We start from the raw sequence: 17,326 nt of genomic DNA, 5'->3' as shown, positions 1-17,326 counted from the left end.
TGCATGGGCCGGGCTTCAGGTCGTATTGGTGGACGAACGGTCGCCAATGCCGGTTGGTGAACCGAGACCCCTGGTCAAAAGGCACCGTGACCCGGCCGACGGGAATCCGGACCCAGCCGGAGGTGGCGCCGGGGCGGCTGACAGCCTTCCGCCCCGGTGCGAGGCCGGGGCGGGTATCGGGTCAGGGCCTGAACTGGGGAGCAAGGGGCAGCCGGGCTGCCCCGACCCGTCAGAAGGGTTCGGTCTGCGGCACCCAGGCGCCGCCCTCGATCCGGTCGATGGAAACCAGTTCGGGCATGGCGTGGTTGTTCTCGAAGCTGGCCTCGGCATAGGTGGTGAAGTCCGAATGCCGGGTCTGGCGCGCGCCTTCGGTGAAGCTTTCGGCGGTCAGGTCGGCACCCGCAGCCTCGAGCGAGGCGAGGAACCATTTGGTGTAGGAATAGGCGTTCGCCGCGTTCTCGTCCGGGATATCGCCATAGGCTGCCTGATAGGCATCCATGAAGGCCCGCGCGCCCGGATCGGTGGTGTCCGCGCTGTGCAGACGCCAGCCGCCGACACCATAGAGCCCCTCGGTATCCGCCCCGCCCAGTCGCGCCACCACCGTGGACCGGCCCGGAATGGCGGTGAGCACCCGCACATCGTCCCAGCCCAGGCGCTTGACCTCGGCCATGATGCCGACCGTCTCCCGGGTGATCGTCGCGGCGATGATCGTGTCGACATTGGCCGCGCGCATCCGGGCAACCTGGCTGGAGAAGTCGATGTCGCCCGGCCGATAGGCCGCCGTCGCCGCTTCGGTCAGGCCCGCGGCCTCCAGCGCCGGCGTCACGCCCGCGTGGATCAGGTCGCCGAACGGGCCTTCCATGTAGATCCCGCCCAGACGCTCGACGCCCCATTCCGGCAGCATGCGCGACAGCGCCGAGTTCATCGTCGTGTTGTAGTTCTGCACGGTGGTGAACAGCAGGTCCGAGCCCCCCGCGACCTGATGCATGACCGAGGACGCCGCCCAGGGCGCGAAGACCACGGTCCCGGCCTGCACCGCCTGGCCGATGGTCGCGGCATTGGTGCCCGAACCGAACGGGTTCAGCAGGGCAAAGACCTCGTCCGAGCGGATCAGCTTCTGCACCGCCCGCACCGCGAGCTGCGGCTGCGAGCCGTTATCCTCGACGATCAGCCGGATCTGGCGACCATGGACGCCTCCCGCCGCATTGGCCTCGGCCAGCGCCAGTTCGGTGGCGTTGCGCAGCGCCGGCATGCCGGCCGCGGCCGGACCCGACAGGTCGAGATGCGTGCCGATCACGATCTCGTCCGAATGGACACCGGCCGCCCGGGCCGGACGCAGGCTTGCCCCCAAAGCCAGAGCCGCGGCGCTGCCGGCCAGAATCTGCCGTCTGTTAAGTGTCATGAGAACCTCCCTGTTCAACTGGCGGAATGACATTCGGCCTTCTCCCTTCCCCGTCCTGCCGCCTCAGGAGGGGTACATGCCGTCGATAAGCGGTCGGTATTTCTGCGCGATGACCTTGCGTTTCAGCTTCATGGTCGGCGTCAGTTCCTCGTCCTCGGCCGTCAGCAACTGGTCGATGATGCGGAAATCCTTGATCTGCTCGACCCGGGCGAGGCGGGGATTGACCGCCTCGATCTCGGCCCGGATCAGCTGCACCACGCCCTCGGCCCGGGTCAGGCTGGCGAAATCCGTGTAGGGGATCGCCTGTTCCTGCGCGAAGCGGCTGACGTGTTCGAGGTCGATCATCACCAACGCGGTCAGGAACCGCCGCCCCTCGCCGATCACCACCGCATCGGTGATGAAGGGGCTGAATTTCAGCTGGCTCTCGATCTGGGTCGGCGTGATGTTCTTGCCGCCCGCAGTGATGATGATGTCCTTGATCCTGTCGCGGATCGCCAGATAGCCGTCGGAGCTGACCTCACCGCAATCGCCGGTCCTGAGCCAGCCGTCAGGCAGGATCGTCTCGGCGGTCTTGTCGGCCTGGCGCCAGTAGCCGGCAAAGACATTGGGGCCGCGGATCTGGATCTCGCCCTCCTCGGCGATACGGATCTCGGTGCCCCTGGCGGCGGTGCCCGCCCAGCCCAGCCGGATCCCGCCCGAGGGGGTGGAGGCCGCGAAACCGGCGGTTTCGGTCATGCCGAAAGCCTCGCGCAGTTCGATGCCGATGGACAGGAACCAGCGGATCAGATCCGGCGGCACCGGGGCGGCGCCGGTCAGCGCGCTGCGGCAGTTCTGAAGCCCGAGGAACACCTTGATGTTGCGGAAAGCCAGCCGGTTCAGCAACGCGTCGAGCGGCCCGGGCCGGGGCGGCGCAGCCCCCGTGAGCCGCGCCTCGACCCCGGCGCGCCCCCGTTTCAGCGCCGTGCGATAGGTCCAGCGGGCGGGGCCTGTGGCGTCGCGCAGGAACAATTCCACCGCCGAATGCATCTTTTCCCAAAAGCGCGGCGGGGCGAAGACCACATGCGGCGCCACCTCGCGCAGATCGTTCTGCACGGTCCCGGCGTTTTCGGGGAAATGCACGATCAGCCCCAGCGCCAAGGGGTTGAAGACCGAGGCCATGCGCTCGGCGATATGGCACAGCGGCAGGAAGCTCAGCGACTTGTCGCCGGGCTTGGCGTCCAGATACTCGGTCGCCTTCTGCATCTGGAAGATGGCATTCGCGTTCGAGATCATCGCCCCCTTGGGCGCCCCGGTGGTGCCGGAGGTATAGACAAGGAACGCCAGATCCGCCGAGCGGCCCGCGTCGATTGCCGCCTCGAACTCTGCCGCGCGGGTCTGGGCCAGCGCCATCCCCCGCTCCAAGAGGTCGCTCCAGAAGAGGACATCGGGGTCCGAGAGCTTGCGCAGCCCCTCGGGATCAATCACCACGATCTTGACCAGCGCCTGGCATTCGGCCCGCACGGCCAGCGCCTTTTCCAGCTGCTCCTGGTTCTCGACGATCAGCACCCGGGTTTCGCTGTCTTGCAGGATGTAGCGCATCTGCTCGGGTGAGGCGGTGGGATAGATGCCGTTGCCGACGATCCCCATGGCCTGAGCGCCGATATCGGCGATCACCCATTCCGGCCGGTTCTCGGCCAGAACCGCGACGACCTCGCCCCGCCGGACGCCCAGATCGGCAAGCGCCAGACCCAGAGCGCGGGCCTGGGCGTAGTAATCGGCCCAGGTCAGGCTCTGCCAGAGGCCCCGCCGCTTGTGCCGAAGGGCGGGCATCGCCGCCCATTCCTGCGCCCGGGCGCGGAAGACGGCGGCGGGGGTGGCGTGACCGACAAAGGTCAGGGGATGGGTCATCATCGCGTTCATCGCCAGGTCCTCCGCCGCTTCCAGCGTTGCGCCGTACCGCTCAGCCCCTCGGCCTCGCGCCCGCCGAGATAGGCCTCGCGCACGTCTTCCTTGCGCGAGAGTTCAAGGCAGGTATCGGCGGCGACGATGCGGCCCAGTTCCATGATATAGCCATCATCGCCATGCTTGAGCGCGACGGCGGCGTTCTGTTCGACCACCAGCACCGCGGTGCCGGTCTCGTCCCGGATGCGGCGGATGATGGTGAAGATCTCCTGCACCAGACGCGGCGACAGGCCGAGGCTGGGTTCGTCCAGCATCAGAAGCTTCGGCGCAGACAGATACGCCCGACCGATGGCCACCATCTGCTGCTCGCCGCCCGACAGAAGCCCCGCGTGCTGCGCGTCGCGTTCCTTGAGGCGGGGAAACCACGCCTGCACCTTCTCAAGATCGCGGGCAACGGCGTCGCGATCCCGGCGGGCATAGGCGCCCATCATCAGATTGTCGCGCACCGAGAGGAACGGATAGATCTGCCGCCCCTCGGGCACCAGCACGAGGCCCCGCCGCGCCACCTCATCCGCGTCGAGGCCCTGCACCGGCTGCCCCAGGAACAGCGCCTGACCCTTGAACGGGTCGATGACACCAGCCAGCGTATTCAGCAGCGTCGTCTTGCCCGCCCCGTTGGCGCCCAGCACGGCGACGATCCGGCCCTCGGCCACCGTCAGATTGACGCCCTTCATCGCCGCGATCGGGCCGTACCAGGTTTCCAGATTCTGTACATCCAGCAGCATGTTACGTCCCCAGATAGGCGGCGATGACGTCGGGGTGGCCCTGAACCTCGGCGGGCGTGCCCTCGGCCAGCATCTTGCCCTGCGCCATGCAGACCACCCGGTCGGCCACGGCCGAAACCAGCGACATGTCGTGTTCGATCATCACCACGGTGATGCCCAGGTCGGTGCGGATATCCTCGATCCAGAAGGCCAGATCGCGGGTTTCCTCGGGGTTCAGCCCCGAGGCGGGTTCGTCCAGAAACAGCAGTTCCGGCTCGGCACACAGCGCCCGTCCCAATTCCACCACCTTGCGCACGCCGTAGGGCAGACCCGCCACCCGCGCGTTGCGCCAGGGCGAGAGGTCGAGGAATTCGATCACCTCCTCGGCCTTGGCGCGATGGCGTTCCTCCAGCCTTGTGAGCGCGGGCGTGCGCAGGACCTGCTGCCACCAGCCGCCCGAGCCGAAGCGGTGACGGCCCAGCAGCAGGTTGTCGAGCACGGTGGCCGCATCGAACAGCTCGATGTTCTGGAAGGTCCGCGCGATGCCCAGATGGGCGATGCGCGCGCGCGGCAGCTGGGCGATGTCCTGCCCCTTGAAGCGGATCCGCCCCCGGCGCGCGTTGAAAACCCGTGTCACCAGGTTCAGCATCGAGGTCTTGCCGGCGCCATTGGGGCCGATCACCGCCAGAACCTCGCCCTTGTCGACCCTGAGCGACAGGCCACCGATGGCGACCAGCCCGCCGAAGGCAAGTTCCACCTCGTCGAGTTCCAGAAGCGCGGTCATCGGTTCCTCTCCGAACGCATGTAGCTTTTCTGGCGGCGGAAGGTGTCGCGGCGGTAAAGCGGGAAACTCTCCCACAGCGCGCGGAGCTTCAGCCAGCGACCGTTGAGGCCCATCGGTTCGAAGAGCACGAAGAAGGCCAGCACCGCGCCCGCGACGAAGATCTCCATCCCCGATTGGCGGGCCATGGCGTCCGGCAACAGCGCCTTCAGCGCGGCGACGGCGCGAGGCAGCAGGCTGATCAGGATCGCGCCGAGGATGGCGCCGCGCAGACTGCCCATGCCGCCGATCACCACCATCAGCACCAGATCGAGCGACAAAAGCAGGGTGAAGGCGTCGGGTGTCAGATAGCCGATGTGATGGGCCATCAGCGCGCCAGCCAGCCCCGTCACCCCGGCAGACAGGCCGAAGGCGCCGACCTTGACCCGCTTGACAGGGATACCCAGCGCATAGGCCGCGGCCTCGGAATCCCGGACGCCGACGAAGGAGCGCCCGATGCCCGAGCGCATCAGGTTCAGAAGCACCAGCAGAACCGCCAGCGTGAAGAACAGGCAGACGTAATAGAAGGCGCGGGGCGAGGACAGCGACAGGCCCAGAAGGTCCGGGTTCGGCACCAGCATGCCCATGAACCCGCCGGTCACCCCGCGCCAGAGGCCGATCACCTGTTCCACCACGATTGAAAAGGCCAGCGTCACCATGGCGAGGTAAAGGCCCGACACGCGGATCGCCGGGATCCCGACGACCAGCCCTGCCCCGGCCGAGATCAGCGCGGCCAAGGGCAGCGACAGGGCGAAGGGCAGGCCCTGGGTCATCAGCCAGGCATGAGCATAGGCGCCGATGGCGACGAAACTCGCATGCCCCAGGCTGACCTGCCCGGTGAAGCCGGTCAGCACCATCAGGCCCATGGCGGCGATGCACAGGATCAGGACATAGCCTAGCTCGCCCAGCAGATAGGTCGAGGCGAAGAAGGGCACCGCCAGCAAGAGGGCGATCAGCAGGCCATAGAGCACGCGGTCGCTGGTATGGGGCAGCAGCGCGAACCCCTGTCGGTACTGCGTGTGATAGTCGAAGCGCATGGTTCAGACCCTCCGACCATGGGCTTCGCCCATGATCCCGGTCGGCCGCAGGATCAGCACGAGGATCAGGACCAGATAGGCGGCGATATCCTTGACGCCATGCATCAGATAGACGCCCGCGTATTGCTCGATCAGCCCGATCAGGATGCCGCCGATCACCGCGCCCGGCAGGCTGCCGAACCCGCCCAGCACGATCGCCGCCAGCGCCTTGAGCGTGATCAGCCACAACGAGGTATCGACCAGCGTGATCGGCGCCAGGAAGATACCGGCGACCGCCGCCGTCACCCCGGCCAGCGCCCAGACCAGCGAATTGACCCGCTTGACCCGGACGCCGTTCAGATGCGCCGCCAGTTGGTTCTGGCTGGCCGCCTGCATGGCGATCCCGAGCCTTGTGTAGCGGAAGAAGAGCCACAGCAGCGCCGCGATCAGCAGCACCGATCCCATGATGACCAGGGACAGATCGGCCACGGTGATGCCCAGGATCTCGGTCGAGGAGCCGGTCCAGGGCGTGGCATAGCTTTGCGATTCCGTGCCGAATCCCATGCTCACGAGGCCCCGCATCATGAAGGCGATGGCGATGGTCAGCATGACGCCCGCGAATTGCGGCTGGCCGACGATCCGCCGCACCACCAGCGCGTCGATGCCATAGGCCAGCACCCCCATGGCCAGCGCGACCAGCGGCAACACCAGCCAGAAGGACAGCCCCGCCTTGTCGATCAGCGCCCAGGCGCTGAAGGCCGCGACGACCAGCAAGTCGCCATGGGCGAAATTCAGCACCTCGGTCGCCTTGTGGATCAGCACGATCCCCAGCGCGACCAACGCATAGATCGAGCCGACGGCGACGCCATTGGCGGTGAGTTGGGCAAAAAGTTCCAGATGGCTGCTCATGTTCCCTGCCCCGTTTCGAAAGTCACGTCCCAGGCCTGCAGCCGCTGGTGGCAATGGCCGCAGGTCGCGCGCGGCACGAAAGGCTTGCCGCATGTCTTGTGATAGGGGCGGATCGAGCTTGGCTCGTGAAAGAGCTGCTCGCTCGCCCAGGTCGAAAGCAGCGTGATGTAGGGGAACAGCGCCCGGCTGGCCGGGGTCAACAGATAGACCCGGCGGCGACCGTCCTCGCGGTCCTGCTCGACGGTCAGCAGGCCCGCCTCGACCATCGCCGCCAGTCGACGGCTCAGCAGCGGGGCGCTGATCCTCAGCACATAGGCCATCTGGTCGAAATGCCGGCACCCGAGCACCTGCGCCGCGACGATCATCAGCGACCAGCGGTCCAGCCTGAGCGCCAGATGCGACATTGCCCCGTCCTTGACGGTCACCTTGGGCGCCCGGTCCGGCCCGCCGGTGTCATGCGGCAGATGCGGGTTCGGCTTCAGCCGCAGCTCCAGCTCGTGCATCGTCGCCGGTTCGCCGCAATGCTCGCAGACCAGTTGCGGCAGGAAGCGGTGGCCGCAGGGCGTGTGGATCAGCCGCGAGGGCAGCGCGATGCGGTTCTCGCCGAAGCGGTGCTCCCAATCCCAGGTCATCAGCGTCGCCTCATAGATCGCCATGCCCTTGCGGGTCAGGTGATAGGCGTAGCGCTCGGGCCGTTCCTGATAGAGCCGGGGTCGGAGCATATCCATCGCCACCAGCGCCCGCAGCCGGTCCGACAGGGTGCGGCGGGGGATGTTGAGGCGGGTCTGGAAGTCGTCGAAGCGCTTCACACCGATAAAGGCGCCCATCAGGATCTGCATCGTCCAGCGGTCGCCGATCAGCTTCAGCGCATGGCTGAGAACCGAGGTCGACAGCGCGTCGCGCATCAGGTCCAGATCCTGCGCCTCGCTCATGCGACGCGCTCGACGATCACGGCCGAGGCCAGCCCCGCCGCGCCACAGGCGGCGATCAGCGCCCGGCGGGCGCCCCGGCGTTCCAGTTCATCGAGCGCGGTGCCGATCAGGGCGGTTCCGGTCGAGCCCATGGCATGACCCAGCGCGATGGCGCCGCCGTTGACGTTGAGCCGGTCCAGCGGCACCTCCAGGTGGCGGGCGAAATGCAGGGCGAGGGCGGCGAAGCTTTCATTCACCTCGAATAGGTCGATGTCGTCGGAGGTCAGCCCGGCCTTGACCAGCGCCACCCGCGCCGCATCGACCGAGCCGGTCAGCGCCAGCACGCGGTCGACCGACAGCTCTGCCACCGCCAGCACCCGCGCCCGGGGTTTCAGCCCGGCGCGGGACGCGGCCGCCGCCGTGCCCAGCAGCACCGCCGAGGCGCCATCGGCCATGGCGGGCGAATTGCCCGCGTGGTGGACGTGATCCACCCTTTCCAGCCCGGCATGGGCCATGATCGCGGCATCGAGACCGTATTTTGCGCCCATCTCGGCAAAGGCGGGGGTGAGGGCCGAAAGGCTCTCGGCGCTGGTGCCGGGGCGCGGGGTTTCGTCCGCCGCAAGCCCGCCGACCGCGACCAGCGAGGCGAAGGCGCCGCTGTCCCGCGCCGCCACCGCCCGGCGCTGGCTCTCTGCCGCATAGGCGTCGCACTCGGCGCGGCTGAAGCCTTCGGCGGTGGCCACGGCATCGGCGCTGATGCCGATGGGGATCAGCCCCGCCGCCTTCTGGAAGGCGAAATCATGGGTGAGCGGCCCCTTGTCCGAGGCCATCGGCACCCGAGACATGCTCTCGACCCCACCGGCGAGGGCCAGCGCATCCTCGGCCCCGGCCCTGAGTGCCGCGAGCCCCAGCGCGCTGAGGCCGCTGGCGCAATAGCGGTTGATGGTCACGCCCGGCACGCTGTCGCCATAGCCCGCCGCGATCAGGCCCAGCTTTCCGATATTGGCGCCCTGCTCGGCGGTCTGGGTGACGCAGCCGAAGACCGCATCGGCCAGCACCCGCCCGCGCAGATCGTGCCGCTCGGCCAGTGCCGACAGTGGCGCCGCCAGCAGGTCCACGGGCGTCACGCCCGCCAGCGCGCCCTTGGCGTTGCCCCGTCCGCGCGGGGTCCGCAGGGCGTCGATGATGACAATATCCGACACGTTCTTCTCCCTGTCCCGTCCGAGCCTCAGGCGCTTTCGACGACGAAACTGACCACGGTGCCGAAGCTGCCGCCGATGTTCAGCGTCTGCACGCGCCGGGCGCCGTCGATCTGCACGTCGCCCGCCTGCCCCGTCACCTGCCGCGCCGCGTCGCGCAGCATCCGCGTGCCAGTGGCGCCGACCGGATGGCCGCAGCCGATGAGCCCGCCCGACAGATTAACCGGGCAGCGTCCGCCCGCCTCGATGCTGCCATCCTCGATGGCCTGCCAGCTTTGCCCGGGCGCGGTCAGACCCAGATGGTCGATGGCGATGTATTCGGTGGTGGTGAAGCAATCATGCGTCTCGACCCCGCTGATCGCCTCGATCCCGCCGATCCCGGCGCGGCGCCAGGCATCCTCGATGGTCTGCCGCACATGCGGGAAGACGTAGTCCCCCTGCCGCGCCAGCTTGTCCTTGAAGCGGAGCCCTGCGTTGTGATGCCCCCAACCGGCAATCCGCGCCGCCCGGCCCCCGGTCCGCCGCGCCCAGTCGGCGGCGAAGGCGGGCGAGGCCAGCACCAGCGAGGCGGCGCCGTCGGTGATCTGGCCGCAATCCTGCCGCCGCGTGCCGGGCTCGATCATCGGGTTGGCGTTGTCGTCATCGGTGAAGCTGAGCGCGTTGAACGCCCAGCCGCGGGTCTGGGCCAGCGGGTTCTTTCGGGCATTCGCGTAATTCAGCTCGGCAATGCGGTTGAGGTGGCGGCGGTCGAGGCCATAGCGCGCCTCGTATTCCTGCGCGGCGAGGCCGAAAACCGCGGGCCAGAGGAAGCGGCAGTCGATCTCCTCATGCCCCTGCCAGCCGGCGGCATTCTGGTTGACCGAGGCCACATCGCCCTTGGTGTTCTTCAATTCCTCGGCGCCAACCACCAGAATGCACTCATAGCGCCCGGCCTCGATCTCGGCCATCGCCGCCAGCACGGCAAGCGAGGCGCTGGCGCAGGCCCCCTCGTGGCGCATGGCCGGCACGCCCCAGAGTTCGGGCACCACCTGCGCCACCATCGAGCCCAGATGCGCCTGCTGGCGCTGCAATTCGCCGAAGGCATTGCCGACATGGATGCTGCCGATCTCGGCCGGGCTGACCTGCGCATCCTCCAGCGCGTCCAGCACGGAGTCGCGGATCATGTCCGACAGGTCCAGCCCTTCGCGCGACCAGACGCGGGCGAAATCGCTCTGCGACGTACCAAGGATATAGGTCATGCCAGGCTCCGTTCGCGCCGGGCGGCAAGCCGCGCCTGTGCCGCGTCGAATTCCCGGGCCAACCGCTCGACGATCACCGCCGCGGGTTCGGTTCCCTTGACCGCGCCAACGCCCTGCCCCGCCGACCAGACATCGGCCCAGCGTTTGCCCTTGAAGCTCTGGCTGCTGTCATAGGCCCGGCCGGGTGCGTCGGGCATGTTGTCGGGATCCATGCCGTTGTCGCGCAGCGAGGGTTTCAGCCAGCTGGCCGGTGTGCCGGTGATCCCGGCGCTGACCAGCAGATCCTCGATCTGGGCGGCCGCCAGCATGTCCTTGTAGGCCGCAGGCGCCAGGCTTTCCTCGGCGGCGATGAACGAGGTCCCCATATAGACGTAATCCGCCCCCGCCGCGATGGCGCCCGCGATGCCCGCGCCGTCGCTGATGCCCCCGCCGACGATCAGCGGCCCGTCGAAGAAGGCCCTGACCGCGCTGATGAAGGCGAAGGGCGAGAGCGTGCCGGTATGCCCGCCCGCCCCCGCGCAGATGCAGGCCAGCCCGTCGGCGCCCGCGGCAATGGCCTTCTTCGCCAGCGCGACGCTGGTGACATCGGCGATGACCTTGCCGCCATAAGCATGCACCGTCTCGATGGCCGGTTTCGGCGAGCCGAGCGCGGTCACCACGAAGGGCGGCTGATGCTTGGCGATCAGTGCCAGATCCTGCGGCAGGCGCGCGTTCGAGGAATGGGTGACCAGGTTCGCGCACCAGGGCCGTGTTCCGACCTCGGCCCTGATGCGGGTCATCCATTCGTCCAGCTGCTCGATGCTGCGGCAATTGGGCGTCGGGAAGGCGCCGACGATCCCCGCCTTGCAGGCGGCAATCACCAGATCGGGGCCGGACACAAGGAACATCGGCGCGGCAAAGACCGGCAGGCGGAGGGCGTCAGTCATGGTCGTTTCTCACGGGTCGGCGGGATTGGGTCACGGCAAAGCGCGAGGCGACAAAGGCCAGCGTGGTCAGCGCGGCATTGCCCGCGCCGTTCAGGCCGGTGACGTGGTAATCGCTGTAGGCGGCGGCGAAATTGAGCGGCATGGCGCCGGTCAGGTTGATGGTCAGCTGCGCCCCGGCGCGGGCATAGGCGGCTTCGGCCCGGGCGATGAAGCCCTCGTCCCGCGCATAGAGGAAGCCGGTGATCCCGCCCTTTTCCCGCGCGTCCCGCGTCGCCTGTTCCAGCGCATCCTCGGCGCTGTTGCAGGCGATGACGAAGCCGATGGGGCCGAAGCGTTCCTCGGCATAGAGATCGCGGGCCTCCTTGCCGAGGCTGACAAGCAAGGGCGTGGCGGTCCGGGCATCGGGGAAATCGGGATGGGCATAGGGGCGGCTGTCCAGCAGCACCCGGCCCCGAGCCTGCCCCTCGCGCCGCATCGCCTCGATAAGCGCCAGAGTCCCAGCGCCCTGCACGGTGGCAAGGATCATCGCGGCGCGGCGCGGATCCTCGGTCAGCCGGGCGATGGCCGACGCGAGCCGTGCTGCCACCTCGTCCCGGGAAACAGGGCCCTCGGGCGTGTCGATCCAGGGCGGCAGATAGACGTTCTGCGGGCTGGTACACATCTGCGCCGAGAACATGCACATGGTCGTCGCCAGCGAGCGGATCGCCGCGTCCAGATCCTCGGCCCCGGCCAGCACCACGGTGTTGCAGCCCGAGGTCTCGGTGAAGGCCAGCGCCGGATGGGCATTGGCCTCGACCCATTGGCCGAAGCGGGCCGAGCCGGTGAAATCGACGATGGCGCAATCCTCGTGCTTGATCAGCACCTTGCCCAGCGGCGCCTCCAGCGTGTCGAGGCAGAGCGTCACCAAATTGGGATCGAACCCCTGTTCCGCCAGCAGCGCCCGGAACACCCGCACGGAGATCGCCATCGGCAGCACGCTCGCCGGATGCGGCTTCACGATCACCGCGTTGCCGGTCGCAAGGCTGGCCAGCATCGAGGGCCAGGCGTTCCAGGTCGGGAAGCTGGCGCAGGTGAAACAGACGGCGACCCCGCGCGGCACCAGCCGATAGGTCTTGTCCAGCGCGATCTCGTCGGGACCGAAGCGCCGGGTCCAGCGGGCCTGCGGCGCCACCGCCCGCATCGCCTGTTCGGCATAGACCAAGGCCTCGATCCCGCGGTCGAGCGCGTTCACGCCCGATCCGGCATAGGCCATGTTGTAGCTTTGCCCGGCGGTATGCATCACCGCATGGACCAGCGTGAACAGATGCTGGCGATAGAGCCGGTCAAGGCCCTCCATCAGCAGGTTCAGCCGCGTGTCGATCCCGGCCCCGGCCCAGCCCGGGATCGCGGCCCGGGCGGCGGCAAAGAGCGTATCGGGATCGGCCTGCGGATAGGTGATGCCGAGGGGTTCTTGCGTATAGGGCGAGATCTCCTCGCCCGCCTGCCCGGTCACGCCCGGCAGATCCAGCGCGAAGGGCTGACCCAGCAGCGCCTCGAACGCGGCCTTGCCTGCGGCGGCGGCGGCCTCGCCCTCGGGGTAGAGTTTCGGCATCTCGGGATAGGGCGACCAGCAGGCGCGGTCAGAACAGGCCTGACGCGCGCGGGCCAGAAGGGCGGAATGATCCAGCATCAGCGCCTCCACCGCAGCCGGTGATGGCGCGGGCCTTCCTGCGCCGACAGGGTCAGCCGGTCGCCAGACAGGTCGATCCTCCGCACCTGCTCGCTGCCCGGGAAATCGGGGTTCAGGCTGTGGGTCACGGCATGGACCACATGGGGGATGCCGTCGCGGTCCTCGATCCGCCAGGTCCCGGCGTAGTGGAAATAGCTCTCGAAAGCCGCGAGCCGCTCGGCATCCGGCGCCTTGCGCGGATTGCCGGCCGACCAGTGGGGCCGGTCGGCCCGGGCGATGCAGGCCGACATGAAGCCATCGGCCGTGTAGCAGATCATCCCGGCCGGGGCCTCGCCGAAGGGATGCGTGACGCGCCCCTCCGACTCGATCTCCCAACCGATCAGATGCCAGGTTCCTCCCAGATCCGGCATCACGCGACCTGTGCCGCCGTCAGTTGGTCTTCGCGCACCCAGCAGGAATGGAAGCCATGCGGCACCCGCTGCGGCACGATCACCCGGGCGATCGGCCCTTTCGAGATATCGCGCGCATCGGTGACCCAGACCTCGGAGCGGTTCGCGAGCCCGTTCCAGACGAAGCCCACGACATAGCCGTCGTCTTCCTCGGTCGCACCGTCGCGGGGCGCGAAGGGCGCTTCCGAGAACCAATACCCCTCGCCCGGATGATAGGCGACGGCGGCGCCGGTTTGCAGATCGTATTTGGCCAGCCCCGCGAAATGCGGCTGTTCCAGCGTCCGGGGCCGCCCCATCAGCACGTTATAGGTGTAGCGGTTCTTCAGCCCCTGGAAGCGGGTGTTGATCATCGGGAATTCGGTATTCAGGATGTCGTCGACGATCCCTTCCCGCGTCATCCCGGTGTCGAGGTTCATGCGCCACTGGTAGAGCTCGTAATCCGTGCCCTGCGTGCCGATGGTGAACAGCAGCCGCTGCACATCGAGCCCGCCATCGTAGCCGCGCGGCATGGCATAGGGCGTGCCCAGCATCACCACCTCGCGCTCGCCCTGGGCGTTGACCTCTTCCCAGGCGTTCGAGACATGCAGCATGTAACGCGGGTTGAACTCGAACCAGCGAATCTGGTCGGGGGTGCCGTGGCGCGGGATCACCGCGAAACGGGTCGGCCAGTCCTGATGGAATTCCAGCGAATAGCGGCCGCGTTGCAGGGCCTCGCGGTTATTCACCAGCGGGAAATCGTGCAGGATGGTGAAATTCGGCGTGATGGCGCAATCATGCGGCAGGCGCGGCCCGGGCAATTCGACCGGCATGAAGGTTTTCAGCGCGCCATCGGCGCCGATCACCCCATAGTGCATGTAGGGATGGCGGTTGCCATAGGCGAAGAAGATGAATTCGCCCGTCGCCTCGTCAATCCGGCTATGGGCCGAGATCTGCAGGCCGACCAGCCGCGGATCCTGTTCCAGCTTGCCCAGAGTCTGCAGGCTGCCGGGGTCGACGGTATAGACCGCGCCGCCGCGATACCACATCGAGTAGAGCTTGCCGTTGTGGAATTTCACATCGGTGTTGGCGGTGTTCTTCAGCGCGTCGTCCGGCAGCGCGCCGTCGGGCATGCGGTCCTTCAGCCCGGGCCACAGCGACCGGCCCGCCTCGCGTTCGGCCTTCAGCCCGTCGGTTTCCACCATCCGGTTGCGATAGGTGGCGCGGCCGCCCTGAAAGCGCACCGCATGCAGCATGCCGTCGCCGTCGAACCAATGGTATTTGCCATGCGGGGCATGGGCGGGCGACGGCCCGTTGCGGACATAGAGCCCGTTCAGGTCCTCGGGCAGATCGCCGATGACCTCCAGATCCTGCGCCACGATCTCGTTGTGCATCGGCGCGAAGGGCCCCTGCATCGAGGCATTCTCGACCAGCCAGTCCTGGTTCGGGGGTATCGTCTCGAGTCCCATGGCTTTCTCCCTCAGCCCATCGCCGCCCGCGCGAGAATCCCGCCATCGCGGAAATCGGCGCCATTGGCCCAGCAGGAATGCGTCCCGCTGGCCATCTGATGCGGCAGTTGCAATTTGCAGACCGCGCCCCGTTCGAAGTCTCGGGCGTCGATCAGCCAGACTTCGGATTTGCCAGTCTTCTCGTTGATGACGAAGGTGACGAGGTAGCCGTCGTCCTCCGCCGTGGCGCCGATGCGCGGCGCGAAGGGCGCCTCGCTGGCATAATGCCCCTCGGGCAGGGTCAGCTGCCAGCTTTGCCCGGTCTCAAGGTCGTGCTTCACATAGCCGTTGAAGATGAACCAGCCCGGCACCTGCACCGCGGAATAGGCGTAGCGATAGGGCCGCCCGGCGTATTTCTGGTTAATCATGCCGAATTCGAGGGTGCGGTCGTCCAGCCGTTCCTCGCGCGCCTCACCGGTCTTGAGGTTGAAGCGCCAGCGATGCAGCCGCGTGCCCATCTTGTACTGGTCGAGGTAGGACATCATCCGCTCGTAGCCCGGCTGCGCCCCCTCATAATTGGTGGGCATCGGGTCTTCCTGGAAATAGCCGTCCAGCACGATCTCGTCGCCCTCCTCATAGGCGTTGAGAAAATGCAGGACGAAGGTCGGCGTCGCCTCGAACCAGCGGATCTCCTCGGCCCCGCCCCGGCGCGGGATCACGGCAAAGCGCGACGGCCGGTCCTTGTAGAAACGCACCACATGCTTGTCGCGCTTCAGAAGTTCCGGGTCCCAGTGCAGCGGGAAGTCGTTGAGGATCGCGTAATTCTGCGTGAAGGCCATGTCATGCGGCAGGCGCGGCCCGGGCAGCGGCACGGGCGTGTAATGCACCAGCCGGTCCGAGCGGTCGACCACGCCGTAATGCATGTAGGGCGCCGTCTTCGAGTAGTTGAAGAACAGGAGTTCCCCGGTCGCCTCGTCCACCTTGGTATGGGCCGAGATGCCGTGTTCGGGCGACCAGTCCGGCACCCCCTGCTGGTCGAGGGTCAGCGGATCCATCCGATACCCCTCGCCGCATTGGTAATAGGTCGAAAGCGCCTTGCCGGCATGGACCACCACATCGGTGCTGCTGGCATCCTTCAGCGCGCCATGGGCGCCCCAGCCGGGGCGCTTGGACAGCGCGGGATCTTCCATCAGCCCGGCCCAGAGCCGCTCGCCGCTGTCGATCTCGGCGTTCAGGCCCTTGGTCTGGATAAAACGGTTACGATACTGCACCTTTCCGTCACGAAAGGCCGCCATGTGGATCATGCCGTCCCCGTCGAAGGGATGGTAGCGATCCAGCGCCTGATGCAGCGGATTTTGCGTGTTGCGCAGATAGACGCCGTCGATGTCACGCGGCACCTCGCCCTCAAGGAGGACGAGGTCATCGGCGTTCACCTCCTCGTGCAGCGGGGTCCAGGGACCTTGCAGATAAGGGTGATCGCCGGCTTCGATGGTGCCAGCATAGTTTCTGACCACGACAGGGGGCATGGTGTTCCTTCCGCCAGGCTCGAATCTTACTTACGTTCTTGAACTATTGATTCCGCCAAAAGGTGAGTCTGTCAATCATGGATTTTCAATCCGGGTCAAAGCGGCGGGGGCCCGCCCGGATCTTTCCCCCGGAAACGCACGAATCCCGGCCGGCCACCGAGGGGCCGACCGGGCGCTAGGCCGCGAAGATGCGGAGGTCAGAGGCTGGGCATGTAGACCGGGCGCAGGGCGGCGATGGCAGCGCGCGCCTCGGGCCCCGGATCGCCATAGACCACCAGCCGCTCGGGCTTCAGCAGGCCGAAGAAGGCCCGCGCCCAGCGCCGGTTGAACCCCTCGACATGGCTCAGCAGCGCCGCGTCATCGGCGTAGCCCTCGAGGATATGGCAGCGGTTGCCCTCCTCGTTCAGATGCCAGTCGTAGCGCAGGCAGCCCGGCTCCTCGGCCCGCACGACCTCGCTCATCTCCGCCGCCAGTCGGCGCAGATCCCCGACCCGCTCGGGGTCGAGGCTGGTTTCCAGGATCCACAGAACGGCCATGATGCCCCCTCAGCGCGGCAGGTTGAACAGGTTGACCAGGAACAGCGACAGCGCCGGAAAGGCGATCAGGATCCCCAGCCGCAGGATATCCGCGGCGATGAACGGCGCGACACCGGCAAAGATCGTCGACAGCTTGGTCCGTGGCAGCATCGCCTTCATGACGAAGACATTCATGCCGATGGGCGGGGTTATCATGCCGATCTCGATCACCATGACGGTCAGCACGCCCCACCAGATCGGGTCGTAGCCATAGCCGACGATCAGCGGAAAGACGAAGGGGATGGTGATGACCATGCTGGAGATCGTCTCGAAGATCGAGCCCAGGATCAGGTACATGACCATCAGCAGCATCACCACCCAGATCCCCGGCAGGCCGGTGTCCTGGATACCGGCGACGATCAGCCGGGGCAGGCCCGAGATGGTCACCGCATAGGTGAAGATCGAGGCGCCGATGGTCATGAGATAGATCATCGAGGTGGTGGCCGCCGTCTCTTGCAGCGCCGACCAGAAGCGCGGCCAGGTCAGGCGGCGGCGCAGCAGCGCGATCAGGAAGGCGAGGAACGCCCCCACCGCCGCGCTTTCGTTGACCGAGAAGATCCCGGCATAGATCCCGCCCGAGACCGCCGCCATCAGCAGGACCGCGGTCCAGCCGTCCT

General features: G+C 67.4%; 16 protein-coding genes. All 16 read right to left on the bottom strand.

From position 1 onward, the window contains the following. Positions 1–229: 229 nt before the first annotated feature. Entirely contained in the window at positions 230–1,402 is a 1,173-nt protein-coding gene (locus tag VDQ18_RS00080) for an ABC transporter substrate-binding protein (protein ID WP_323018995.1), read from the bottom strand. Positions 1,403–1,465: 63 nt separating this feature from the next. After that, positions 1,466–3,301 (bottom strand): AMP-dependent synthetase/ligase, encoded by a 1,836-nt coding sequence (locus tag VDQ18_RS00075; protein ID WP_323018994.1) that lies wholly within the window; start codon positions 3,299–3,301, stop codon positions 1,466–1,468. Next, complete coding sequence (locus VDQ18_RS00070) at positions 3,298–4,068, bottom strand: ABC transporter ATP-binding protein (RefSeq protein WP_323018993.1); 771 nt, start codon at positions 4,066–4,068, stop codon at positions 3,298–3,300. The genes VDQ18_RS00075 and VDQ18_RS00070 overlap by 4 nt, the downstream gene beginning before the upstream one ends. Before the next feature lies 1 nt (position 4,069). Beyond that, complete coding sequence (locus VDQ18_RS00065; RefSeq protein ID WP_323018992.1) at positions 4,070–4,831, bottom strand: ABC transporter ATP-binding protein; 762 nt, start codon at positions 4,829–4,831, stop codon at positions 4,070–4,072. Then, a complete protein-coding gene (locus VDQ18_RS00060) occupies positions 4,828–5,904 on the bottom strand; it encodes a branched-chain amino acid ABC transporter permease (protein ID WP_323018991.1) in 1,077 nt (358 codons plus the stop codon). The genes VDQ18_RS00065 and VDQ18_RS00060 overlap by 4 nt, the downstream gene beginning before the upstream one ends. A 3-nt stretch (positions 5,905–5,907) precedes the next feature. Continuing rightward, complete coding sequence (locus VDQ18_RS00055) at positions 5,908–6,792, bottom strand: branched-chain amino acid ABC transporter permease (RefSeq protein WP_323018990.1); 885 nt, start codon at positions 6,790–6,792, stop codon at positions 5,908–5,910. Beyond that, complete coding sequence (locus tag VDQ18_RS00050; RefSeq protein ID WP_323018989.1) at positions 6,789–7,724, bottom strand: winged helix-turn-helix transcriptional regulator; 936 nt, start codon at positions 7,722–7,724, stop codon at positions 6,789–6,791. The genes VDQ18_RS00055 and VDQ18_RS00050 overlap by 4 nt, the downstream gene beginning before the upstream one ends. Then, the gene (locus VDQ18_RS00045; protein WP_323018988.1) at positions 7,721–8,905 is read right to left on the bottom strand and encodes an acetyl-CoA C-acyltransferase; all 1,185 of its coding nucleotides are present in this window, start codon (positions 8,903–8,905) and stop codon (positions 7,721–7,723) included. Before VDQ18_RS00045 ends, VDQ18_RS00050 begins: the two co-directional genes overlap by 4 nt. A gap of 26 nt (positions 8,906–8,931) precedes the next feature. Then, complete coding sequence (locus VDQ18_RS00040) at positions 8,932–10,140, bottom strand: acetyl-CoA acetyltransferase (protein ID WP_323018987.1); 1,209 nt, start codon at positions 10,138–10,140, stop codon at positions 8,932–8,934. Next, positions 10,137–11,066 (bottom strand): nitronate monooxygenase, encoded by a 930-nt coding sequence (locus VDQ18_RS00035; protein ID WP_323018986.1) that lies wholly within the window; start codon positions 11,064–11,066, stop codon positions 10,137–10,139. The genes VDQ18_RS00040 and VDQ18_RS00035 overlap by 4 nt, the downstream gene beginning before the upstream one ends. After that, on the bottom strand, positions 11,059–12,735 hold the full coding sequence (locus VDQ18_RS00030) for an aldehyde dehydrogenase family protein (protein ID WP_323018985.1): 1,677 nt from the start codon (positions 12,733–12,735) through the stop codon (positions 11,059–11,061). Before VDQ18_RS00030 ends, VDQ18_RS00035 begins: the two co-directional genes overlap by 8 nt. Next, on the bottom strand, positions 12,735–13,145 hold the full coding sequence (locus VDQ18_RS00025) for a lipocalin-like domain-containing protein (protein ID WP_323018984.1): 411 nt from the start codon (positions 13,143–13,145) through the stop codon (positions 12,735–12,737). Before VDQ18_RS00025 ends, VDQ18_RS00030 begins: the two co-directional genes overlap by 1 nt. Beyond that, complete coding sequence (locus tag VDQ18_RS00020) at positions 13,145–14,629, bottom strand: carotenoid oxygenase family protein (protein WP_323018983.1); 1,485 nt, start codon at positions 14,627–14,629, stop codon at positions 13,145–13,147. The genes VDQ18_RS00025 and VDQ18_RS00020 overlap by 1 nt, the downstream gene beginning before the upstream one ends. Positions 14,630–14,640: 11 nt before the next feature. Beyond that, positions 14,641–16,134 (bottom strand): carotenoid oxygenase family protein, encoded by a 1,494-nt coding sequence (locus tag VDQ18_RS00015; protein WP_323018982.1) that lies wholly within the window; start codon positions 16,132–16,134, stop codon positions 14,641–14,643. A 197-nt stretch (positions 16,135–16,331) separates the two neighbouring features. Next, on the bottom strand, positions 16,332–16,670 hold the full coding sequence (locus VDQ18_RS00010) for a putative quinol monooxygenase (protein WP_323018981.1): 339 nt from the start codon (positions 16,668–16,670) through the stop codon (positions 16,332–16,334). A 9-nt stretch (positions 16,671–16,679) separates the two neighbouring features. Then, positions 16,680–17,326, bottom strand: a 647-nt coding sequence (locus tag VDQ18_RS00005; RefSeq protein WP_323018980.1) for a TRAP transporter large permease subunit, incomplete at its 5' end; no start/stop codon positions are given.

The organism is Pararhodobacter sp. (assembly GCF_034676075.1).
In the GTDB taxonomy this organism is placed as follows: domain Bacteria; phylum Pseudomonadota; class Alphaproteobacteria; order Rhodobacterales; family Rhodobacteraceae; genus Pararhodobacter.
The sequence above is the reverse complement of the archived record's forward strand: the minus strand, read 5'-3'. Positions and strand labels throughout refer to the sequence as shown.

Excerpts from the sequence above, each read along its gene's own strand:
- VDQ18_RS00080 (WP_323018995.1), bottom strand. The coding sequence starts at position 1,402 with ATGACACTTAACAGACGGCAGATTCTGGCCGGCAGCGCCGCGGCTCTG.
- VDQ18_RS00015 (WP_323018982.1), bottom strand. The coding sequence starts at position 16,134 with ATGCCCCCTGTCGTGGTCAGAAACTATGCTGGCACCATCGAAGCCGGC.
- VDQ18_RS00025 (WP_323018984.1), bottom strand. The coding sequence starts at position 13,145 with ATGCCGGATCTGGGAGGAACCTGGCATCTGATCGGTTGGGAGATCGAG.
- VDQ18_RS00010 (WP_323018981.1), bottom strand. The coding sequence starts at position 16,670 with ATGGCCGTTCTGTGGATCCTGGAAACCAGCCTCGACCCCGAGCGGGTC.
- VDQ18_RS00065 (WP_323018992.1), bottom strand. The coding sequence starts at position 4,831 with ATGACCGCGCTTCTGGAACTCGACGAGGTGGAACTTGCCTTCGGCGGG.
- VDQ18_RS00030 (WP_323018985.1), bottom strand. The coding sequence starts at position 12,735 with ATGCTGGATCATTCCGCCCTTCTGGCCCGCGCGCGTCAGGCCTGTTCT.
- VDQ18_RS00050 (WP_323018989.1), bottom strand. The coding sequence starts at position 7,724 with ATGAGCGAGGCGCAGGATCTGGACCTGATGCGCGACGCGCTGTCGACC.
- VDQ18_RS00035 (WP_323018986.1), bottom strand. The coding sequence starts at position 11,066 with ATGACTGACGCCCTCCGCCTGCCGGTCTTTGCCGCGCCGATGTTCCTT.
- VDQ18_RS00020 (WP_323018983.1), bottom strand. The coding sequence starts at position 14,629 with ATGGGACTCGAGACGATACCCCCGAACCAGGACTGGCTGGTCGAGAAT.
- VDQ18_RS00060 (WP_323018991.1), bottom strand. The coding sequence starts at position 5,904 with ATGCGCTTCGACTATCACACGCAGTACCGACAGGGGTTCGCGCTGCTG.
- VDQ18_RS00040 (WP_323018987.1), bottom strand. The coding sequence starts at position 10,140 with ATGACCTATATCCTTGGTACGTCGCAGAGCGATTTCGCCCGCGTCTGG.
- VDQ18_RS00070 (WP_323018993.1), bottom strand. The coding sequence starts at position 4,068 with ATGCTGCTGGATGTACAGAATCTGGAAACCTGGTACGGCCCGATCGCG.
- VDQ18_RS00055 (WP_323018990.1), bottom strand. The coding sequence starts at position 6,792 with ATGAGCAGCCATCTGGAACTTTTTGCCCAACTCACCGCCAATGGCGTC.
- VDQ18_RS00075 (WP_323018994.1), bottom strand. The coding sequence starts at position 3,301 with ATGAACGCGATGATGACCCATCCCCTGACCTTTGTCGGTCACGCCACC.